Raw genomic sequence first — 18,295 nt, 5'->3', positions numbered from 1 at the left:
TATTTGATCGGAGTAAGAAACACCTGACTACGTATTTATACTGGCATATTTATTTCCGCTAAAAAAACGGTGAATCGTGTAAGCAATTTAAATTTTCAACTTTTCGGACAGTTTCCCCGCACTCGCTAACCCGATGATTCCTATAGATTCCGTCAAAAACCATAGAAATAACGCCGCTAATCAGAAAATGAAATCCACTTTTCAGGAAAATCAAAAACACCATTTCATTTTAAATTCAGATAAGTTCTTTGCTGTGCAATTAACTTTTTTAATTTATGCTTTCAGGCAATTACGTACGCTATTCAGGGTGGATAAAATGGATAATGCTGTCGATCGCCACGTTTTTTATATTTCTGATGGGACGGCGATTACCGCCGAGGTGCTGGGACACGCGGTGATGTCGCAGTTTCCCGTGTCGATAAACAGCATCACGCTGCCGTTCGTGGAAAACGAGAGCCGGGCCAAAGCGGTCAAGGACCAGATCGACGCCATTTACCAGCAGACCGGTGTTCGTCCGCTGGTGTTCTATTCCATTGTGATCCCTGAGATCCGCAACATCATTCTGCAAAGCGAGGGCTTCTGTCAGGATATCGTGCAGGCGCTGGTTGCACCCTTGCAAAGCGAGCTGAAGCTCGACCCGACGCCGATCGCTCACCGTACCCACGGGCTGAACCCCGGCAACCTGACCAAATACGATGCGCGTATTGCCGCCATTGATTACACCCTGGCGCACGACGACGGGATCTCGCTGCGCAATCTGGACCAGGCGCAGGTCATTTTGCTTGGCGTGTCGCGCTGCGGTAAAACCCCCACCAGCCTTTACCTGGCAATGCAGTTTGGCATTCGCGCCGCCAACTACCCCTTTATTGCCGATGATATGGACAACCTGGTGCTGCCTGCCGCGCTCAAGCCGCTTCAGCATAAGCTGTTTGGGCTAACCATCAACCCGGAACGACTGGCGGCGATCCGCGAAGAACGTCGCGAGAACAGCCGCTACGCCTCAATGCGCCAGTGCCGAATGGAAGTCTCCGAAGTCGAAGCGCTGTACCGGAAAAATCAGATCCCCTGGCTGAACAGTACCAACTATTCAGTAGAAGAAATTGCCACCAAGATCCTCGATATCATGGGACTGAATCGTCGCATGTACTAATATGCTAGTACATTAATCCTGTTTCAGTTATTATCATGCCATCCTCGGGGCGACGTGCCCCGAACTTGAAATCAGCAGGGATTGGTTTAAGGTGATGCCCATCACTTCCCGGTAGTCTGCCGATGAAGCAAAAAATTTCTGAGACATTCCATGAACAAAACCGACGAACTGCGCACCGCGCGCATTGATAGCCTGGTCACCCCGGCTGAGCTGGCCCGGCTGCACCCCGTTTCCGCCGAGGTAGCGGACCATGTGACGGCCTCCCGTCGCCGCATCGAAAAAATTCTCAATGGTGAAGACAAACGTCTTCTGGTAGTAATTGGCCCCTGCTCCATCCACGACCTGGACGCGGCGATGGATTATGCACAACGCCTTCAGACGCTGCGCGGCACGTATCAGGATCGCCTGGAGATCGTGATGCGTACCTACTTTGAAAAACCGCGTACCGTCGTGGGCTGGAAAGGATTGATATCCGATCCCGATCTGAACGGTAGTTACCGGGTGAATCACGGCATTGCGCTGGCGCGTAAGCTGCTGTTACAGGTTAACGAGCTGGGCGTGCCGACCGCTACCGAATTTCTGGATATGGTGACCGGACAGTTTATTGCCGACCTCATTAGCTGGGGCGCGATTGGCGCGCGTACCACCGAAAGCCAGATCCACCGTGAAATGGCGTCGGCGCTCTCTTGCCCGGTGGGCTTCAAAAACGGAACGGACGGCAATACCCGCATCGCCGTTGATGCCATCCGCGCGTCACGCGCCAGCCATATGTTCCTCTCCCCGGATAAAAACGGCCAGATGACCATCTACCAGACCAGCGGCAACCCGTTCGGACATATCATTATGCGTGGCGGTAAAAAACCGAATTACCATGCAGAAGATATTGCCGCCGCCTGCGAAACGCTGGCGGAATTTGACCTGCCGGAGCATCTGGTGGTGGATTTCAGCCACGGCAACTGCCAGAAACAGCACCGCCGCCAGCTGGACGTCTGCGATGAAGTCTGCCAGCAGATCCGCAGCGGCTCGACCGCCATTGCAGGAATTATGGCGGAGAGCTTTATCAAAGAAGGCACGCAGAAGATCGTCGCCGGACAGCAAATGGCGTACGGCCAGTCGATCACCGACCCGTGCCTGAGCTGGGAAGACAGCGAGCTGCTGCTGGAGAAGCTGGCTTCAGCCGTGGACACGCGCTTTTAAAATCCTGCCGGGTGACGCTGCGCTTACCCGGCCTACGGTACGTGCCCTTCTCCCTCTCCCCGTGGGAGAGGGTCGGGGTGAGGGCATCAGACCGCACCTCTCCCCCAAATTTGATCCCCTCACACAATTTTCATAAAAACGCTTGCCGTGAATTTGCAGTTTATTGATAATGATTATCATTGTTACATTGATTGTTATTTATAAACATTATGTCACCGACCGATAACAGCGCGGCAACGCCAGTAAAAACACACACAGCGCCGTCCCCTGCTCCCACCGATCGCCGAATCGACAGCAAAAGCCTGTTGGGTGAGGAGGGACGGGTCATTATCGAGCATGACGGCCAGCACTACCTGCTGCGCCAGACCAATGCCGGAAAACTGATCCTGACTAAATAATCCAGACAACACATTCGCCAGCCACCCAGGTGATCCCCAGGCAGCCAGCGCTTTTCAATTCTTATGGAGAGTTGCTATGCCACACCTGCAATCCGTGTCTTTACGCCCGTCTCTTCTGGCGCTGGCAATTGTCAGCACCCTGCCGGGCGTTGCGTTTGCCGCCACAGACGATATCACCGTTACCGCCACCGGCAACGCCCGCAGCGCCTTCGAAGCCCCCATGATGGTAAGCGTGATTGACGCCACCGCGCCGGAAAACCAGACCGCCAGCTCCGCCGCCGACCTGCTGCGCAAGGTGCCCGGCCTGACGCTGGACGGCACCGGGCGCACCAACGGTCAGGACGTTAACCTGCGCGGTTACGACCGACGTGGCGTGCTGGTGCTGGTGGATGGCGTACGCCAGGGCACCGATACCGGACACCTGAACAGCACGTTCCTCGATCCGGCGCTGATCAAACGTATCGAAGTGGTACGTGGCCCTTCCGCCTTGCTGTACGGCAGCGGCGCGCTGGGCGGCGTAATTTCATATGACACCGTCGACGCCAGCGATCTGCTGGACGCAGGTAAAAATAGCGGCTATCGCGTATTTGCTACCGGTGCAACGGGCGATCACAGCATCGGGATGGGCGCCAGCGCCTATGGCCGCACCGATACCCTGGACGGTGTTGTCTCCTGGTCCAGTCGCGATCGCGGCGACATTCGCCAGAGTGACGGCGCGAGGGCGCCAAACGACGAATCCATCAACAATATGCTGGCGAAAGGCAGCTGGAAAATTGATCCGGCTCAGACGCTGAGCGGCTCCCTGCGCTACTACAACAACGACGCGCAGGAGCCGAAAAATCCGCAGACCACGGATGCCAGCAGCAGTAACCCGATGACCGACCGTTCCACCATTCAGCGCGATGCTCAGCTTGGCTACCGCATAGCGCCCGCCGGAAACGACTGGCTGAACGCCGATGCGAAAATCTACTGGTCCGAAGCACGGATCAACGCCCAGAACATCGACGCCAGCGGCGAGTTCCGTAAGCAGACCACCAAAGGCGGCAAAGTGGAAAACCGCACCCGCCTGTTCAGCGACTCTTTTGCCTCGCACCTGCTGACCTACGGCGGGGAATACTATCGTCAGGAGCAACACCCTGGCGGCGCGACCACCGGCTTCCCGGACGCGAAGATCGACTTTAGCTCCGGCTGGTTGCAGGATGAGATCACCCTGCGCGACCTGCCGGTAACGCTTCTCGGCGGGACGCGTTACGACAACTACCGCGGCAGCAGCAGCGGTTACGACGACGTGGATGCGGATAAGTGGTCATCACGCGCCGGGTTAACCGTGAGTCCAGCCGACTGGCTGATGCTGTTCGGCTCTTACGCTCAGGCCTTCCGCGCGCCAACGATGGGCGAGATGTATAACGACTCGAAGCACTTCTCCATCGGCAGTTTCTACACCAACTACTGGGTGCCGAACCCGAACCTGCGTCCGGAAACTAACGAAACCCAGGAGTTCGGTTTTGGGCTGCGTTTCGACGATCTGCTACTCGCCAACGACGCGCTGGAGTTCAAAGCCAGCTACTTCGACACCAAAGCGAAAGATTACATCTCTACCACCGTCGATTTTGCGGCGGCCACCACCATGTCCTATAACGTACCAAATGCCAAAATCTGGGGCTGGGACATGATGGCGACCTACTCGACCAGCCTGTTCAACCTCGACGTGGCCTACAACCGCACGCGCGGGAAAGATACCGACACGGGTGAATATATCTCCAGCATCAACCCGGACACCGTCACCAGCAAGCTGGATATCCCGGTGGCGCAAAGCGGCTTCTCCGTGGGCTGGATCGGCACCTTCGTCGAACGTTCAACGCACATCAGCAGCAGCTACAGCGAGCAGCCTGGCTACGCAGTAAATGATTTCTACGTCAGTTATAAAGGCCAGCAGCAGTTCAAAGGCATCACCACCACCCTCGTGCTGGGGAACGCCTTCGACAAAGCCTACTGGTCACCGCAGGGCATCCCGCAGGATGGCCGCAACGGCAAGATATTCGTCAGTTATCAATGGTAATTCCCTTCGGGGCAACGATTCAGAAGGATAAGATTATGGGTCACTACACACGCTGGCTTGAGCTTAAAGAAGAACATCCGGGTAAGTACGCCCGTGATATCGCCGGATTAATGCACATCAGCGAAGCAGAGCTGGCATTTGCGCGCGTTGGACACGACGCCTGGCGGCTGCGCGGTGAAATCCGCGAGATTCTGGCAGCGCTGGAGTCCGTGGGGGAAACCAAATGCATCTGCCGTAACGAATACGCCGTTCACGAACAGGTTGGAGCGTTTACTCACCAGCACCTCGGCGGTCATGCCGGGCTGGTGCTGAATCCGCGCGCGCTGGATCTGCGTTTGTTCCTCAACCAGTGGGCGAGCGCGTTTCACATTAGCGAAACGACCTCCCGCGGCGAACGTCAGAGCATTCAGTTCTTCGATCATCAGGGCGACGCTTTACTGAAGGTCTACACCACGGATCACACCGACTTTGCCGCCTGGGGCGACGTGCTGACCCGTTTTATCATTGCCGATAACCCCGCTCTGGCGCTGAAGGCTGTCGAAGCCCCCGCGCATTCCGACGGTGCAGATGCAGGCTCGGTGGAGAAAGAGTGGCGCGCCATGACCGACGTGCATCAATTCTTTAGCTTATTGAAGCGCCATAACCTGAGCCGCCAGCAGGCGTTTCGTCTGGTGAGTGACGATCTGGCCTGTAAGGTGGATAACAGCGCGCTGGCACAACTGCTGGAGAGGGCGCAACAGGACGGAAACGAAATCATGATCTTCGTCGGCAACCGCGGTTGCGTGCAGATCTTCACCGGTGTGGTGGAAAAACTGACGCCCATGAAGGGCTGGCTGAACATCTTCAACCCAACCTTTACCCTGCATCTGCTGGAGGAGACTATCGCGGAGACGTGGGTTACGCGTAAGCCCACGGCAGACGGACACGTTACCAGCCTGGAGCTGTTTGCTGCGGATGGAACTCAGATCGCCCAGCTCTACGGGCAGCGTACCGAAGGCGAGCCGGAGCAGAGCCAGTGGCGCCGCCAGATTGACGCTCTGACGCCAGAAGGGCTGGCCGCATGAAAAACTGGTTTGCCCTGCTCTGCGCCCTGCCGCTGGTCGCCGTCGCCGCGCCGGAGAGAATTGTCGCCCTCGGCGGCGACGTGACGGAGATCGTCTACGCCCTCGGCGCGGAGTCTTCTCTGGTTGCGCGCGACAGTACCAGCCAGTGGCCGCAGGCGACAAACGCGCTGCCTGACGTGGGGTATCTCCGCCAGCTGAATGCGGAGGGAATTCTGTCCGTACGCCCGACGCTGGTGCTGGCAAGCGACCAGGCGCAACCCTCTCTGGCGCTGAAACAGGTTGAACAGAGCCACGTCCGGGTAGTTACCGTTCCCGGCACGCCTGACCTGCGCACGATTGACGAAAAAGTGCGAGTGATAGCTCAGGCGACGCATCATGAGGTGCAAGGGGAAACCCTGCGCAACTCGCTGCGTCAGGCGCTGGCGGCTCTGCCCTCAACACCGCTCAACAAGCGGGTGCTGTTTATCCTCAGCCACGGCGGAATGACCGCAATGGCGGCCGGGCAACAGACCGGCGCGGATGCGGCAATACGCGCCGCCGGGTTGCAGAACGCCATGCAGGGCTTTACCCGCTATCAGCCGCTCTCCCAGGAGGGGGTAATGGCCAGCCAGCCGGATCTGGTGGTGATTTCGCAGGACGGCCTTAACGCGCTGGGCGGCGAACAAAATCTGTGGAAACTGCCCGGCCTGGCGCAAACGCCAGCGGGGCGAAGCAAGCAGGTACTGGCTATTGATGACATGGCCCTGCTGGGCTTCAGCGTCCGCACGCCGAAAGCCATACAACAACTGCGTGCCAGAGCGGAGCAACTGCCCTGATGTCCCGGCGCATCACGTTATCGTTATGGCTTCTGGCGGGGTTGCTTACCGTCATGACGTTCATGGCTACCGGTTTTGGGGCGTTACGCCTGCCGGTGAACGTGCTGTGGAGCGGCAGCGATGAGACGCTACGCCAGATCTGGCTCACCATCCGTCTGCCCCGCGTGCTGCTGGCGCTGGTGATTGGCGGGTCGCTGGCGCTCGCCGGCTGCGTCATGCAGGGGCTGTTCCGCAATCCGCTGGCCGACCCGGGCCTGCTCGGGATCAGCAGCGGTGCGGCGCTGGCCGTCGCCCTGTGGGTGGTGCTCCCGCTATCGCTGCCCGCGCTGGTGATGCTTTATGCTCCGATGCTGGCAGCATTTTTTGGGGCGCTGGCAGCCACAGGCGTGATCTTCCTGCTCAGCAAGCAGCGTGACACCTCTCTGTCACGTCTGTTGCTGGTGGGTATCGCCATCAATGCCCTGTGCGGTGCGGCAGTGGGTGTGCTTTCGTGGGTCAGCAATGACGCCCAGTTGCGTCAGCTTTCACTCTGGGGAATGGGAAGTCTCGGTCAGGCGCAGTGGTCAACGCTGCTCGCCGTGATCTCGCTGATGGTGCCTGCCGCTCTGGCGATCTGGCGTTGTGCCAGCGCGTTAAATTTACTGCAACTGGGTGAAGAGGAAGCGCATTATCTCGGCGTGGACGTTGCCCTTGTACAGCGAATATTACTGTTATGCAGCGCTCTGCTGGTCGCTGCGGCTGTCGCCGTCAGCGGCGTGATTGGCTTTGTCGGACTCGTGGTGCCGCACCTGATGCGCATGTGGCTGGGCGCCGATCACCGGGCAACCCTCCCCGGCACGGTTCTCGCGGGCGCTTTTCTGCTGCTGGTGGCGGATACGGTAGCCCGCACTCTGGTCGCCCCGGCAGAAATGCCGGTCGGGTTGCTCACCAGCATCCTTGGCGCCCCCTGGTTCTTATGGCTCATTTTTCGTCGTGGAGAACAGCATGGCTGAACGTTATACGGCTGAAAATCTGACTTTTACCCGGTCTGGCCGCACGCTGACAGATAACGTTTCGCTGTCACTGTCGCAGGGAGAGCTGGTTACATTGATCGGTCCCAACGGCGCGGGGAAATCCACGCTGCTGCGACTGCTGACCGGCTACCTGAAACCCGACAGCGGCGGCTGTTCGCTGGCGGGGAAAGCGCTGGATGAATGGCACCCGGAGACGCTGTCCCGCTATCGGGCAGTGATGCGTCAGCATACTCAGCCTGGATTTGACTGGCTGGGGGAGGAGATCGTTGGAATGGGGCGTGCGCCCTGGTCGCGTCAACCTGAACCGTCGATTGTGCGTGAGGTGATGCAGCTGACCGGTTGCCTGCCGCTGGCTGGCAGACGTTATCATTCCCTCTCGGGCGGCGAGCAGCAGCGCGTTCAGCTCGCCCGCGCGCTGGCGCAGCTGTGGCGTGAGGGAACGCCGCGCGGCTGGCTGTTTCTCGACGAACCCACTTCAGCGCTGGATCTCTACCACCAGCAGCATCTGCTGCGCCTGTTGAAATCGCTGACCCGTCTGGGTCATCTTCACGCCTGCGTGGTGCTGCACGATCTTAATCTCGCCGCGTTATGGTCGGACCGGATCCTGCTGTTACACAACGGCAGGATTGTTTCTCAGGGCATACCGGAGACGGTATTGCAGGCCGACGCGCTGGCGCGCTGGTACGGTGCGCAGGTGCACGTCGGCAGACATCCGGCGCACGCCGCGCCGCAGGTTTTTCTCGCCCCTTAGCTTGAGCAGCTCACTTCCAGTCGCTTGCCCCAGTCCGGCGGGCGGCTGACATAGTCATCCTCCCGGTCGGCAAACGGCGTGCGCAGGGCGATGTGCAGCCGATGCAGCTCGGCATAATCCCCCTGCTCTGCCTGCTCAATAGCCCGCTGCGCCAGCCAGTTGCGCAACACCATCGCCGGGTTAACCGCCTTCATCCGCGTCTGGCGGGTATCGTCATCAATCTGTTCCTGCTGTAAACGCGCCCGGTAAGCGGCAAACCAGTCATCAAACGCCTGTCGATCGATGAACTCGTCACGCAGCGGTGAAGCGGCGCTCTGCTGCGCAGTCTGGCTTAGCATACGGAAGGTTCGGGTATAGTCGCTGCCTTCACGCGCCATGATGGCAAACAGCCCATTCAGCAGCGCGTTATCGCCTTTTTCCTGCGTCATCAGCCCCAGCTTGTTGCGCATTAACACACCATATTCCCGCAGCAAGACCTCCTGATAGGTATCGAGCGCATCGTTCAGGGCATCGACGTCGATAAACGGCGACAGGCTTTGCGCAAGCCGCTGAAGGTTCCACAGCCCCACCGCAGGCTGGTTGTCGAAACGGTAACGCCCCTGATAGTCCGAATGGTTACAGATGTAACCCGGTTGATAGTCATCAAGGAAGCCGTACGGACCGTAGTCAAACGTCAGCCCTAACAGGGACATGTTGTCGGTATTCATCACCCCGTGGGCAAAGCCAACGGCCTGCCAGCGGGCAATCATTGAGGCGGTGCGCGCGACAATATCACGGAACCAGAGAACATAGCAGTCCGGTTCGTCTTGCAGGTGCGGCCAGTGACGTCGAAGGGCGTAGTCGGCAAGCTGGCGGACTTTATCCGGCTCGCGGCGATAGTAGAAGTGTTCAAAATGACCGAAACGCAGATGGCTTTCCGCCACGCGGATCAGCATCGCCCCCTGCTCTATCGTCTCACGGGCCACCGGCGTGTCGCTGGTGACAATGGACAGCGCGCGTGAGGTGGGGATCTCCAGGGCATGCATCGCCTCGGAAGCCAGACTTTCACGAATGGTTGAACGCAGCACCGCGCGGCCATCCCCCATGCGTGAGTACGGTGTTAACCCTGCCCCTTTCAGGTGCCAGTCGAGCGTTTCGCCATTCGGCAGAACCTGTTCACCCAGCAGGATGCCGCGACCATCGCCGAGCTGTCCCGCCCAGACGCCAAACTGATGTCCGCTGTAGACCTGAGCCAGAGGCTTCATGCCCGGAAGCAGCGTTTCGCCGCCCCAGACACCGGCGCCCTTTTCTGGCTGAAAAAATGTCGAAGGGATGCCAAGCGAATCCGCTAATGCATCGTTATGCCAGATAAGACGCGCGTTCTGTAAAGGCGTGGGCTTAAGCGCGGTGTAAAAGCCGGGTAATTCATCGTGCCAGTGAGCAGTAAAAGACAGGGTCATAAGTCCTCCTGCTTTAAGTGTAGAGGGTTTCCCTTGACGTAAACACGGGCGAAGAAAGGGGTTATTGCTGAACGAGGGTCGTTACGCGTTCTGCCGGGACGGCAGGCCACAGGGTTCCCTGCATTGCGCCAAAATTGAAGGGCAGCACGCGTTGTAAGATGCCGTGATCGTCAATTCCCGAGACCATGACCGACTGACAATGCGGCGCGATCTGCCAGAGAATGGCGCGCATAAATGGCTCGAAAGAGAGCGCCGAGACGCGCTGATGAATAAAGTTTTTATCCAAAATCACCCGTTTGAACAGACCATCATAAACCGGTTTAAGGGATGCAGCCCCTGCACCAAAGTTAGCCAGCACTAAGGGGAAATGGATCGCCATTCTTGCAAGCGTCAGATCGTCTTTCCCGTTATTTAAACCTGGATAGTTCTCATTAACAGTAAACTCAAGAAACGGATAACGATCAAGGATTGAAACAGCGTTCTCATTAGTTAATAAAAACTCAACAATTGCAGGTGTAATATTGATCCATGCAATTAACTGATGCTGAATAAAAAATAGCTTACAGGTATCGAGTAATTGCAGTTTTTCCTGAAACAGCACTAATTCATCTTCCTGAGAAAGATGAGGGATAACCAGTTCAGTCGGGATTCGTACGTCCGTACCCACGCCAGTAAAGTTAACCAAAATCTCTAAACCTTTAAGCAAACCTGCACTATCACGCGCCGGAAGGAGTAAAAGTTCAGACTGGTAAGCATTATCTAGCGTAATAATCATCGCCCTTGTCCTGCATTAAAGATGAGAGAGAACATCCTGGAGCAATTGCAGGCACAATTCCACTGTCTTGATTTTAATAAGATTAATTTCATTCTTTCCGTATTAATTTTCAGATTTTTCCCTGAATCTAAAATAATCTTATCCTGGTTATTGAATAATAGCCAGTTTTAGATAAAACAGGCACATGCTGACAAAAATAAGTGGGCAAAAATTTTACTTTAATCCACCAGCAAGAAAAGCCTGACGTCTATTTTCACCGCCAGGCCCTCCGCACTGCATCTTTATGCAGCGGTTAAATACGCCTGGCCTGCCAGAAATTTTTACGCCAGTAAACATTATCGAGAGAGGAGCGCATCACGCCGCGGCTGGTCGAGGCATGAATGAACTGATTATCGGTGTCATAAATGCCGACATGAAGGCCGCTTTCACCGGAACCTGTTTTAAAAAAGACCAGATCGCCGGGCAGGAGCTCGTCTTTATCAATTTCAGTGCCGATTTTCGCCTGCATACGCGTTTCACGCGGAAGCTGTAGGTCAAATTTATCGCGGAAAGTCATCAGCACAAATCCCGAGCAATCCACCCCGCCCCGGCTCATCCCGCCGTAGCGATAAGGGGTGCCGCGCCAGTTGCTGAGCTGATCATTCAGGCTGGCAATGACCGTAATGGAATCGGAAAGCCGTGGGTTAGGCGGAGGTGCACGATGGCTGCTGCATCCTGCAAGAAATAGCGCCGCAACAAGGAGAAACCAGAATCGCATTTCAGACGAATCCTCTGCTTTTTTTGTTCTTTCGGTAATTTAGCGTGCATCTATGCGGCTGTGCAAGAAAGGTTATTCCTGCGCCGTGGAAATGAGCATCTTGTGGCCTTCAATATCCAGCCTCCGGAACGACATGTGGTAAGCACTCGCAAGATTGGGGGCCGTCAGCACGCTGTCGCGCGTTCCGCTGGCAATCAGTTTGCCACGCGCCAGCAACCACACCCGATGCGCGTGGCGCAACGTATGGTTTAAATCATGGCTGCTCATCACAATGGCGATGCCCTTGCGACACAGCGCGCTGAGCAGAGTATCCAGCGCTGCCTGCTGGGCAACGTCCAGCCCGCTCATCGGCTCGTCCAGCAGCAGCAACCGCCCGTGAGGATTTCCCACCGGATGAACCTGAAGGATGACGGCGGCCAGACGCACGCGCTGCCATTCGCCACCGGAAAGCTGGCTGGCCTGTCGGGTGAGCTTATCGTCTAACCCGAGCGCCGCAGCAACGTCATGGAGCAATGCTACCTGATTTTTATCAGGCAGGTGCAGCGTCAGGTAGTGCCAGACGGGCATTGCAAAGGGCGGAATCTGCTGCTGAACCAGATAGCTTCGACGGGAGGCGAGTGTAGAGGGTAGCCAGTTGACGAGCGATTGCCCGAGAAAGGTAATCTCCCCTTCCCCGCGGGTCAGCCCCGCCATGCGCGCCAGCAGCGTGCTTTTTCCGGCGCCGTTAGGCCCAACCAGGTGAAGGATTTCACCTGCGTTGACTGCGGCGGTAACAGGCTCAAGACGTCCCTTCCCGGCAACGCCTGTGAGCTGCATAAGCAGCGTCATTATTTCGCCAGCGCCAGTTTGATTGATTCCATCACGATAGGATCTTCAGGCGTCATGTCAGGCGAGAAACGCTGCACGACCTGACCGTCACGGCCAATCAGGAATTTTTCGAAGTTCCACAGAATATCGTCCGGATAGAGCGGCGCGCGACCTTTGCTCGCCATACGCTCATAGAAACCACTCTCTTCAGGCGCAACGGCGGTCGGCGCCGCAGCCACCAGTTTGGCATACAGCGGATGACGATTTTCCCCGTTTACATCAATTTTGCTGAACATCGGGAACGTCACACCATAGGTTGTGCTGCAAAAGGTCTTAATCTCCTCTTCGCTGCCCGGCTCCTGGCCCAGGAACTGGTTGCACGGGAAGCCGAGTACGGTAAAGCCGTCTTTTTCCCAGGCTTTATGAATGTTTTCCAGCTGTTCATACTGCGGCGTAAGGCCACATTTCGATGCCACGTTCACGATGAGCAGTACCTTGCCCTTGTAGCCTTCCAGCGTGGTTTTCTCGCCGTCAATGGTAGTCACTTCGGTATTCAGAATATCAGACTGCATAGCATTCCCTCAGGTTGACTTACAGGTTGTGTTTTAACGTCCAGCTTTTAATAGTAGCCAGATAAAGACCGGTGCGCCCAGCGTCGCGGTCACCACGCCTATTGGCAACTCAGCGGCCGTCAGCGCAAGCCGGGCGATGATATCGGCAATCAGCAGTGTTGCCGCCCCGGCAGCCGCCGAGGCAGGAAGCAGGGTTCGGTGGTCCGTAATACCGCACAGGCGCAGTATATGCGGGATCACCAGCCCAATAAAGCCAATCGCCCCCGCCAGCGCCACGCTTACGCCCACCATCCAGCCGATGGCGATAACCAGCGCGTTGCGCCAGAAGCCAATCGGCATCCCGAGCTGGCGAGCAGACGTTTCGCCCAGCGCGAGAATATTTAGCGGCTGCGCCTGGAACGCCGTCCATAGGATGACTGGGATCAGGAGCACCATCAGCCACCCCTGACGCCAGTCAACGCCACCAAATCCCCCCATCATCCAGTACATTAACTGGCGCAGATCGAAAGAGGTGGAGAAGTAGACGGCCCATGTCATCAGCGCGCTACAGATGATCCCCAACGCTACACCGGCAAGCAGCAGCCGGCTGGTGGATAAATGGCGACGAGCAAAGCGCAGAAGGATGAGGGTTATCAACAGCGCGCCAAGGATGGCGCTGAGGCTAATCCCCCAAGCGGAGAGCTCGCCTCCCCCCAGCATCACGGCGGCGATAAGCCCGACGCCTGCGCCATTCGACACCCCGAGAAGTCCGGGTTCCGCCAGAGGGTTTTCAAATAATGCCTGCATGATCGTGCCGCACAGCGCCAGCGCAGCGCCGACTAAAAGCACAGCCAGCGTCCGTGGCAGGCGGATCTGCCAGACAAAGAGCTGTCCCTCAGGCGTAAACCAGCTTTCCGGTCCCAGCCACCGATCGCCCGCACACAGGCTGACGGTGGTGGCGACAATCATCAGCACCCCGAGCAGACACAGGCGGCGGAGATCGGAGCGGTGCTGAAGACGGGCAAGATCAAGCATAGACGATAGGTTATCCGGTTGAGATATCATTGATTTTACGGCGGGTTTAGCAAATAGCGCAAAGAAAAAAGGCCGCGTGAGCGGCCTTTTTAGTTAGTTCATATTACTCTGCTTTGGGCGTTGCGTTTTCGACACGGCTTTTTAACTTCTGTCCGGGTCTGAAGGTCACCACGCGGCGGGCTGTAATGGGAATATCTTCCCCCGTCTTCGGGTTACGGCCCGGACGTTGGTTTTTGTCTCGCAAATCAAAATTGCCAAAGCCGGAGAGTTTAACCTGCTCACCATTTTCCAGAGCACGACGGATCTCTTCGAAAAACAGCTCTACCAGCTCTTTGGCATCCCGTTTGCTAAGCCCAAGCTTATCAAACAGATATTCTGACATTTCAGCTTTTGTAAGCGCCATAGGTTCAATCCCTCAATGATGCCTGGAATCGCTCTTTTAATGCCTCTACACATTTGGCGACGGTAGCGGCAATCTCCTCTTCTTCGAGTGTACGGCTGGTATCCTGAAGGATAAGGCTAATAGCGAGGCTCTTGAAACCTTCTGCTACGCCCTTGCCGCGGTACACGTCAAATAAGTTTACGCCAACTACCTGATTTACGCCAACTTTCTTACATTCGGCCAAAATATCTGCTGCGGGCACATTTTCAGCGACCACAACCGCGATATCACGGCGGTTTGCCGGGAAGCGTGAGACGTCCTTTGCCTGAGGAATGACGCGGTCTGCAACCGGGTTCCACTCCAGCTCGAATACGATGGTACGGCCATTCAGATCCAGCTTACGTTCCAGCTCCGGGTGAACAACCCCAATAAAACCAACACGTTTGCCGTCTAAATAGATCGCCGCACTCTGGCCCGGATGCAGGGCTGGAATCGCTTCTGCGCGGAATTCAATTTCGGATAATTTACCGGTCAGATCGAGAATCGCTTCCAGATCGCCCTTCATATCGTAGAAATCAACCGTCCCTTTTGCCAGGTCCCAGTGCTCTTCATAGCGGTTACCGCTGATGGCGCCAGCCAGCATGAGATCCTGACGGATGCCTAAATTGGCCTGAGTATCCGGTACAAAGCGCAAACCGCTTTCGAAAATACGCACGCGGTTCTGCTGACGGTTCTGGTTATAAACGATAGTACCCAGCAGTCCCGTCCACAGGGACAGTCGCATCGCTGACATCTCGCTGGAGATCGGGCTTGGCAGGATCAGGGCTTCCTGACCCGGGTGGATCAGCTGTTGCAGCTTAGGATCAACGAAGCTGTAGGTGATCACTTCCTGGTAGCCTTTGTCGTTCAGCATGGTTTTCACACGCTTCAGTGACAGATCGGCTTCGCGATGGCTGCCCATCACCAGACCCGCCTGCACCGGCTCGTCAGGGATATTGTTGTAGCCGTAAACGCGGGCCACTTCTTCCACCAGATCTTCTTCGATCTCCATGTCGAAACGCCAGGATGGCGCAACGGCTTTCCACTCATCCTGACCTTCAGTCACTTCGCAGCCCAGACGCGTCAGAATGTCGGTCACCTGCGCATCGGCAACGTGGTGACCAATCAAACGATCCAGCTTGCTGCGGCGCAGAGTAATGGTCGCACGCTTCGGCAGCGCCGCTTGGTTGGTCACATCGATAACCGGACCCGCTTCACCGCCGCAGATATCGATCAGCAGGCGAGTCGCACGCTCCATCGCTTTGTATTGCAGCGCAGGATCCACGCCACGCTCATAGCGGTGAGAAGCGTCAGTGTGCAGACCGTGACGGCGTGCGCGGCCGGTGATGGAGAGCGGGCTGAAGAACGCGCATTCCAGCAGGACGTTTTGCGTCTCGTCGTTAACGCCAGAGTGCTCGCCGCCGAAGATACCGCCCATCGCCAGCGCTTTGTTGTGATCGGCAATCACCAGGGTGTCGGCGTTCAGTTTCGCTTCGCTGCCGTCCAGCAGAACCAGGGTTTCGCCCTCTTTCGCCATGCGCACGACGATCCCACCTTCGATACGATCTTTATCAAAGGCGTGCATTGGCTGGCCCAGCTCCAGCAGAACATAGTTGGTGACGTCAACTACGGCGTCGATAGAACGGATACCGCAGCGACGCAGTTTCTCTTTCATCCACAGCGGGGTTGGCGCTTTAACGTTAATACCTTTCACCACACGACCGAGGTAGCGTGGGCAGGCCTCAGGCGCGTCTACCTGAATCGGCAGCACGTCACTGATGGTTGCCTCAACCGGAGCGATCTCCGGCTCGTTCAGTTCGGTCTGGTTCAGAACGGCCACGTCGCGGGCTACACCGATGATACCTAAGCAGTCGGCACGGTTTGGCGTCACGCTGATTTCGATGGTGTTGTCATCAAGCTTCAGGTATTCGCGGATATCGGTACCCACTGGTGCATCCTGCGGCAGCTCGATAATCCCGGAGTGATCGTCGGAAATGCCCAGCTCGGAGAAGGAGCACAGCATGCCTTCAGACGGCTCACCGCGCAGCTTAGCCGCTTTGATTTTGAAATCGCCCGGCAGTACCGCGCCGACGGTCGCCACGGCTACCTTCAGGCCCTGTCGGCAGTTTGGCGCACCGCAGACGATATCCAGCAGACGGTCACCGCCCACATTGACTTTTGTTACGCGCAGTTTGTCGGCGTTAGGGTGCTGGCCACACTCAACCACTTCACCTACCACGACGCCGGTAAAGGCGCCAGAAACAGGATCCACGCCATCAACTTCCAGACCCGCCATGGTGATCTGGTTAGAAAGCGCGTCGCTGTCCAGCGTGGTATTAACCCATTCGCGTAACCACAGTTCACTGAATTTCATTGTTCTTTCCTGCCCTTATTTAAACTGTTTGAGGAAACGCAGATCGTTTTCGAAGAACGCACGTAAGTCGGTTACGCCGTAGCGCAGCATGGTAAGACGCTCCATGCCCATACCGAACGCAAAGCCGGAGTATACTTCCGGATCGATACCTACGTTGCGCAGTACGTTTGGATGTACCATGCCGCAGCCCAGCACTTCCAGCCATTTACCGTTTTTACCCATCACGTCAACTTCCGCAGAAGGTTCAGTGAACGGGAAGTAGGACGGACGGAAACGAACCTGCAAATCTTCCTCAAAGAAGTTGTTCAGGAAATCGTGCAGTGTGCCTTTCAGGTTGGTGAAGCTGATGTTTTTATCAACAATCAGACCTTCCATCTGGTGGAACATTGGGGTGTGGGTCTGATCGTAGTCGTTACGGTATACGCGACCCGGCGCGATGATGCGGATCGGTGGAGCCTGCTCCTTCATGGTACGGATCTGAACGCCAGATGTCTGAGTACGCAGCAGACGGGTGGCGTCAAACCAGAAAGTGTCGTGGTCAGCGCGTGCCGGATGATGGCCAGGAATGTTAAGGGCATCGAAATTGTGGTAGTCATCTTCAATTTCCGGGCCAGTCGCCACGGTAAAGCCGAGCTCACCGAAGAAACTTTCAATACGATCGATAGTACGGGTAACCGGATGCAGACCGCCGTTTTCGATACGGCGACCCGGCAGAGAAACGTCAATCGTTTCTGCCGCCAGACGCGCATTCAGTACTGCACTTTCCAGCTCGGCTTTACGTGCGTTCAGCGCCTGTTGTACCTGCTCTTTGGCTTCGTTAATCACTGCACCTGCTGCCGGGCGCTCCTCTGCTGGCAGTTCACGCAGGGTAGTCATCTGAAGGGTCAGATGCCCTTTCTTGCCCAGATATTCGACGCGGACATTGTCTAACGCGGCAACATCTGAGGCCTGGTTAATGGCGGCCGTTGCACTGGCAACCAGCTCTGCGAGATGTGACATGGTTTTCCTCATTATGTCGGTGCAGACACCGAATTGTTGGACGTAATCTCTCAAATTCAGGCACAAAAAAAGCCTCCATCGGGAGGCTTATCTGGCGCTGTTTTTCGTTTCATCTTTCACGCGCTAGCCTCCTGAAGTCAGGTGCTAAAGTAAAAGAAGAAGCGGAAAATAGCAGCATTCATGCTTGCGTTACCTTGTAGGGTAAAAACCGTTAAGACCTTATTGAAAAGCCTGGACGGGTAAATGTCAATCTTCTGATAAGGCGATATGAAAAGAGGGAGCAAAGCCCCCTCTTTCAACTGGCTTATGCCAGTGCTGCTTTCGCTTTTTCGACCAGAGCGGTGAACGCTACTTTGTCGAATACTGCGATGTCAGCCAGGATCTTACGGTCGATTTCAACAGAGGCTTTTTTCAGGCCGTTGATGAATTTGCTGTAAGAAATACCGTTCTGACGTGCTGCTGCGTTGATACGCGCAATCCACAGTTGACGGAACTGACGCTTACGCTGACGACGGTCACGGTAAGCGTACTGACCTGCTTTGATAACAGCCTGGAAGGCAACGCGGTATACGCGTGAACGCGCACCGTAGTAGCCTTTAGCTTGTTTCAAAATTTTCTTGTGACGTGCACGTGCAATTACACCACGTTTTACGCGAGCCATGTGTGCTCTCCTGTATCTATTCTAAGTTA

19 protein-coding genes and 1 other annotated feature are annotated in these 18,295 nt (G+C 56.3%); of the genes, 8 read left to right on the top strand and 11 right to left on the bottom strand.

All coding sequences use genetic code 11. The annotated features are described in order from the left end of the window. Window positions 1-316: 316 nt before the first annotated feature. The 8 genes from ppsR to ACQG11_RS19280 all read left to right on the top strand — a co-directional run bounded on the left by ppsR (window position 317) and on the right by ACQG11_RS19280 (window position 8,447). On the top strand, window positions 317-1,150 hold the full coding sequence (ppsR, locus tag ACQG11_RS19315) for a posphoenolpyruvate synthetase regulatory kinase/phosphorylase PpsR (RefSeq protein WP_017384644.1): 834 nt from the start codon (window positions 317-319) through the stop codon (window positions 1,148-1,150). Window positions 1,151-1,300: 150 nt separating this feature from the next. Next, entirely contained in the window at window positions 1,301-2,347 is a 1,047-nt protein-coding gene (gene aroH / locus ACQG11_RS19310; RefSeq protein WP_426728671.1) for a 3-deoxy-7-phosphoheptulonate synthase AroH, read from the top strand. Window positions 2,348-2,556: 209 nt separating this feature from the next. Continuing rightward, on the top strand, window positions 2,557-2,745 hold the full coding sequence (gene hemP, locus ACQG11_RS19305; RefSeq protein WP_022647850.1) for a hemin uptake protein HemP: 189 nt from the start codon (window positions 2,557-2,559) through the stop codon (window positions 2,743-2,745). Between the two features lie 76 nt (window positions 2,746-2,821). Then, window positions 2,822-4,804 carry a TonB-dependent hemoglobin/transferrin/lactoferrin family receptor gene (locus ACQG11_RS19300; protein WP_426728670.1) on the top strand — a complete coding sequence of 661 codons (1,983 nt, stop codon included), beginning with the start codon at window positions 2,822-2,824 and terminating at the stop codon, window positions 4,802-4,804. 35 nt (window positions 4,805-4,839) lie between these two features. Continuing rightward, window positions 4,840-5,868: a hematinate-forming heme oxygenase ChuS gene (gene chuS / locus ACQG11_RS19295; RefSeq protein WP_423397702.1), complete on the top strand. Its 1,029-nt coding sequence runs from the start codon at window positions 4,840-4,842 to the stop codon at window positions 5,866-5,868. Then, window positions 5,865-6,683 (top strand): heme/hemin ABC transporter substrate-binding protein, encoded by an 819-nt coding sequence (locus tag ACQG11_RS19290; RefSeq protein WP_032624390.1) that lies wholly within the window; start codon window positions 5,865-5,867, stop codon window positions 6,681-6,683. Before chuS ends, ACQG11_RS19290 begins: the two co-directional genes overlap by 4 nt. Next, a complete protein-coding gene (locus ACQG11_RS19285; RefSeq protein ID WP_023299913.1) occupies window positions 6,683-7,675 on the top strand; it encodes a FecCD family ABC transporter permease in 993 nt (330 codons plus the stop codon). The genes ACQG11_RS19290 and ACQG11_RS19285 overlap by 1 nt, the downstream gene beginning before the upstream one ends. Next, entirely contained in the window at window positions 7,668-8,447 is a 780-nt protein-coding gene (locus tag ACQG11_RS19280) for a heme ABC transporter ATP-binding protein (RefSeq protein ID WP_252065743.1), read from the top strand. The genes ACQG11_RS19285 and ACQG11_RS19280 overlap by 8 nt, the downstream gene beginning before the upstream one ends. Here ACQG11_RS19280 and selO read toward each other — a convergent pair. The 11 genes from selO to rplT all read right to left on the bottom strand — a co-directional run bounded on the left by selO (window position 8,444) and on the right by rplT (window position 18,266). Further along, complete coding sequence (gene selO / locus ACQG11_RS19275) at window positions 8,444-9,886, bottom strand: protein adenylyltransferase SelO (RefSeq protein ID WP_426728669.1); 1,443 nt, start codon at window positions 9,884-9,886, stop codon at window positions 8,444-8,446. The genes ACQG11_RS19280 and selO overlap by 4 nt on opposite strands. A gap of 61 nt (window positions 9,887-9,947) precedes the next feature. Then, window positions 9,948-10,661, bottom strand: a complete 714-nt coding sequence (locus tag ACQG11_RS19270) for an EAL domain-containing protein (protein WP_022647843.1) — start codon at window positions 10,659-10,661, stop codon at window positions 9,948-9,950. A 292-nt stretch (window positions 10,662-10,953) separates the two neighbouring features. Beyond that, complete coding sequence (locus ACQG11_RS19265; protein ID WP_015570730.1) at window positions 10,954-11,418, bottom strand: NlpC/P60 family protein; 465 nt, start codon at window positions 11,416-11,418, stop codon at window positions 10,954-10,956. A gap of 72 nt (window positions 11,419-11,490) precedes the next feature. Then, a complete protein-coding gene (gene btuD / locus ACQG11_RS19260) occupies window positions 11,491-12,246 on the bottom strand; it encodes a vitamin B12 ABC transporter ATP-binding protein BtuD (RefSeq protein WP_023305966.1) in 756 nt (251 codons plus the stop codon). Continuing rightward, window positions 12,246-12,797, bottom strand: coding sequence for a glutathione peroxidase (locus ACQG11_RS19255; RefSeq protein WP_022650905.1), 552 nt, complete (start codon window positions 12,795-12,797; stop codon window positions 12,246-12,248). The genes btuD and ACQG11_RS19255 overlap by 1 nt, the downstream gene beginning before the upstream one ends. A 33-nt stretch (window positions 12,798-12,830) precedes the next feature. Then, window positions 12,831-13,811 (bottom strand): vitamin B12 ABC transporter permease BtuC, encoded by a 981-nt coding sequence (gene btuC, locus ACQG11_RS19250; protein ID WP_426728668.1) that lies wholly within the window; start codon window positions 13,809-13,811, stop codon window positions 12,831-12,833. A 103-nt stretch (window positions 13,812-13,914) separates the two neighbouring features. Next, a complete protein-coding gene (ihfA, locus tag ACQG11_RS19245) occupies window positions 13,915-14,214 on the bottom strand; it encodes an integration host factor subunit alpha (protein WP_003857805.1) in 300 nt (99 codons plus the stop codon). 4 nt (window positions 14,215-14,218) lie between these two features. Then, entirely contained in the window at window positions 14,219-16,606 is a 2,388-nt protein-coding gene (gene pheT / locus ACQG11_RS19240) for a phenylalanine--tRNA ligase subunit beta (RefSeq protein WP_063849310.1), read from the bottom strand. 15 nt (window positions 16,607-16,621) lie between these two features. Continuing rightward, window positions 16,622-17,605 carry a phenylalanine--tRNA ligase subunit alpha gene (gene pheS, locus ACQG11_RS19235; RefSeq protein WP_022647837.1) on the bottom strand — a complete coding sequence of 328 codons (984 nt, stop codon included), beginning with the start codon at window positions 17,603-17,605 and terminating at the stop codon, window positions 16,622-16,624. A gap of 62 nt (window positions 17,606-17,667) precedes the next feature. After that, window positions 17,668-17,792, bottom strand: a sequence feature (Phe leader region). Next, entirely contained in the window at window positions 17,743-17,787 is a 45-nt protein-coding gene (gene pheM, locus ACQG11_RS19230; RefSeq protein ID WP_001386830.1) for a pheST operon leader peptide PheM, read from the bottom strand. Its footprint overlaps the feature before it by 45 nt. A 117-nt stretch (window positions 17,793-17,909) precedes the next feature. After that, window positions 17,910-18,266, bottom strand: a complete 357-nt coding sequence (gene rplT / locus ACQG11_RS19225; protein ID WP_000124850.1) for a 50S ribosomal protein L20 — start codon at window positions 18,264-18,266, stop codon at window positions 17,910-17,912. Between the last annotated feature and the right edge of the window lie 29 nt (window positions 18,267-18,295).

This window comes from Enterobacter cloacae complex sp. 372C4 (assembly GCF_050030615.1).
Taxonomy (GTDB): domain Bacteria; phylum Pseudomonadota; class Gammaproteobacteria; order Enterobacterales; family Enterobacteriaceae; genus Enterobacter; species Enterobacter intestinihominis.
The sequence above is the reverse complement of the archived record's forward strand: the minus strand, read 5'-3'. Positions and strand labels throughout refer to the sequence as shown.

Coding starts and splice junctions, on each gene's coding strand:
- ppsR (WP_017384644.1), top strand. CDS start 317: ATGGATAATGCTGTCGATCGCCACGTTTTTTATATTTCTGATGGGACG.
- aroH (WP_426728671.1), top strand. CDS start 1,301: ATGAACAAAACCGACGAACTGCGCACCGCGCGCATTGATAGCCTGGTC.
- hemP (WP_022647850.1), top strand. CDS start 2,557: ATGTCACCGACCGATAACAGCGCGGCAACGCCAGTAAAAACACACACA.
- ACQG11_RS19300 (WP_426728670.1), top strand. CDS start 2,822: ATGCCACACCTGCAATCCGTGTCTTTACGCCCGTCTCTTCTGGCGCTG.
- chuS (WP_423397702.1), top strand. CDS start 4,840: ATGGGTCACTACACACGCTGGCTTGAGCTTAAAGAAGAACATCCGGGT.
- ACQG11_RS19290 (WP_032624390.1), top strand. CDS start 5,865: ATGAAAAACTGGTTTGCCCTGCTCTGCGCCCTGCCGCTGGTCGCCGTC.
- ACQG11_RS19285 (WP_023299913.1), top strand. CDS start 6,683: ATGTCCCGGCGCATCACGTTATCGTTATGGCTTCTGGCGGGGTTGCTT.
- ACQG11_RS19280 (WP_252065743.1), top strand. CDS start 7,668: ATGGCTGAACGTTATACGGCTGAAAATCTGACTTTTACCCGGTCTGGC.
- selO (WP_426728669.1), bottom strand. CDS start 9,886: ATGACCCTGTCTTTTACTGCTCACTGGCACGATGAATTACCCGGCTTT.
- ACQG11_RS19270 (WP_022647843.1), bottom strand. CDS start 10,661: ATGATTATTACGCTAGATAATGCTTACCAGTCTGAACTTTTACTCCTT.
- ACQG11_RS19265 (WP_015570730.1), bottom strand. CDS start 11,418: ATGCGATTCTGGTTTCTCCTTGTTGCGGCGCTATTTCTTGCAGGATGC.
- btuD (WP_023305966.1), bottom strand. CDS start 12,246: ATGACGCTGCTTATGCAGCTCACAGGCGTTGCCGGGAAGGGACGTCTT.
- ACQG11_RS19255 (WP_022650905.1), bottom strand. CDS start 12,797: ATGCAGTCTGATATTCTGAATACCGAAGTGACTACCATTGACGGCGAG.
- btuC (WP_426728668.1), bottom strand. CDS start 13,811: ATGCTTGATCTTGCCCGTCTTCAGCACCGCTCCGATCTCCGCCGCCTG.
- ihfA (WP_003857805.1), bottom strand. CDS start 14,214: ATGGCGCTTACAAAAGCTGAAATGTCAGAATATCTGTTTGATAAGCTT.
- pheT (WP_063849310.1), bottom strand. CDS start 16,606: ATGAAATTCAGTGAACTGTGGTTACGCGAATGGGTTAATACCACGCTG.
- pheS (WP_022647837.1), bottom strand. CDS start 17,605: ATGTCACATCTCGCAGAGCTGGTTGCCAGTGCAACGGCCGCCATTAAC.
- rplT (WP_000124850.1), bottom strand. CDS start 18,266: ATGGCTCGCGTAAAACGTGGTGTAATTGCACGTGCACGTCACAAGAAA.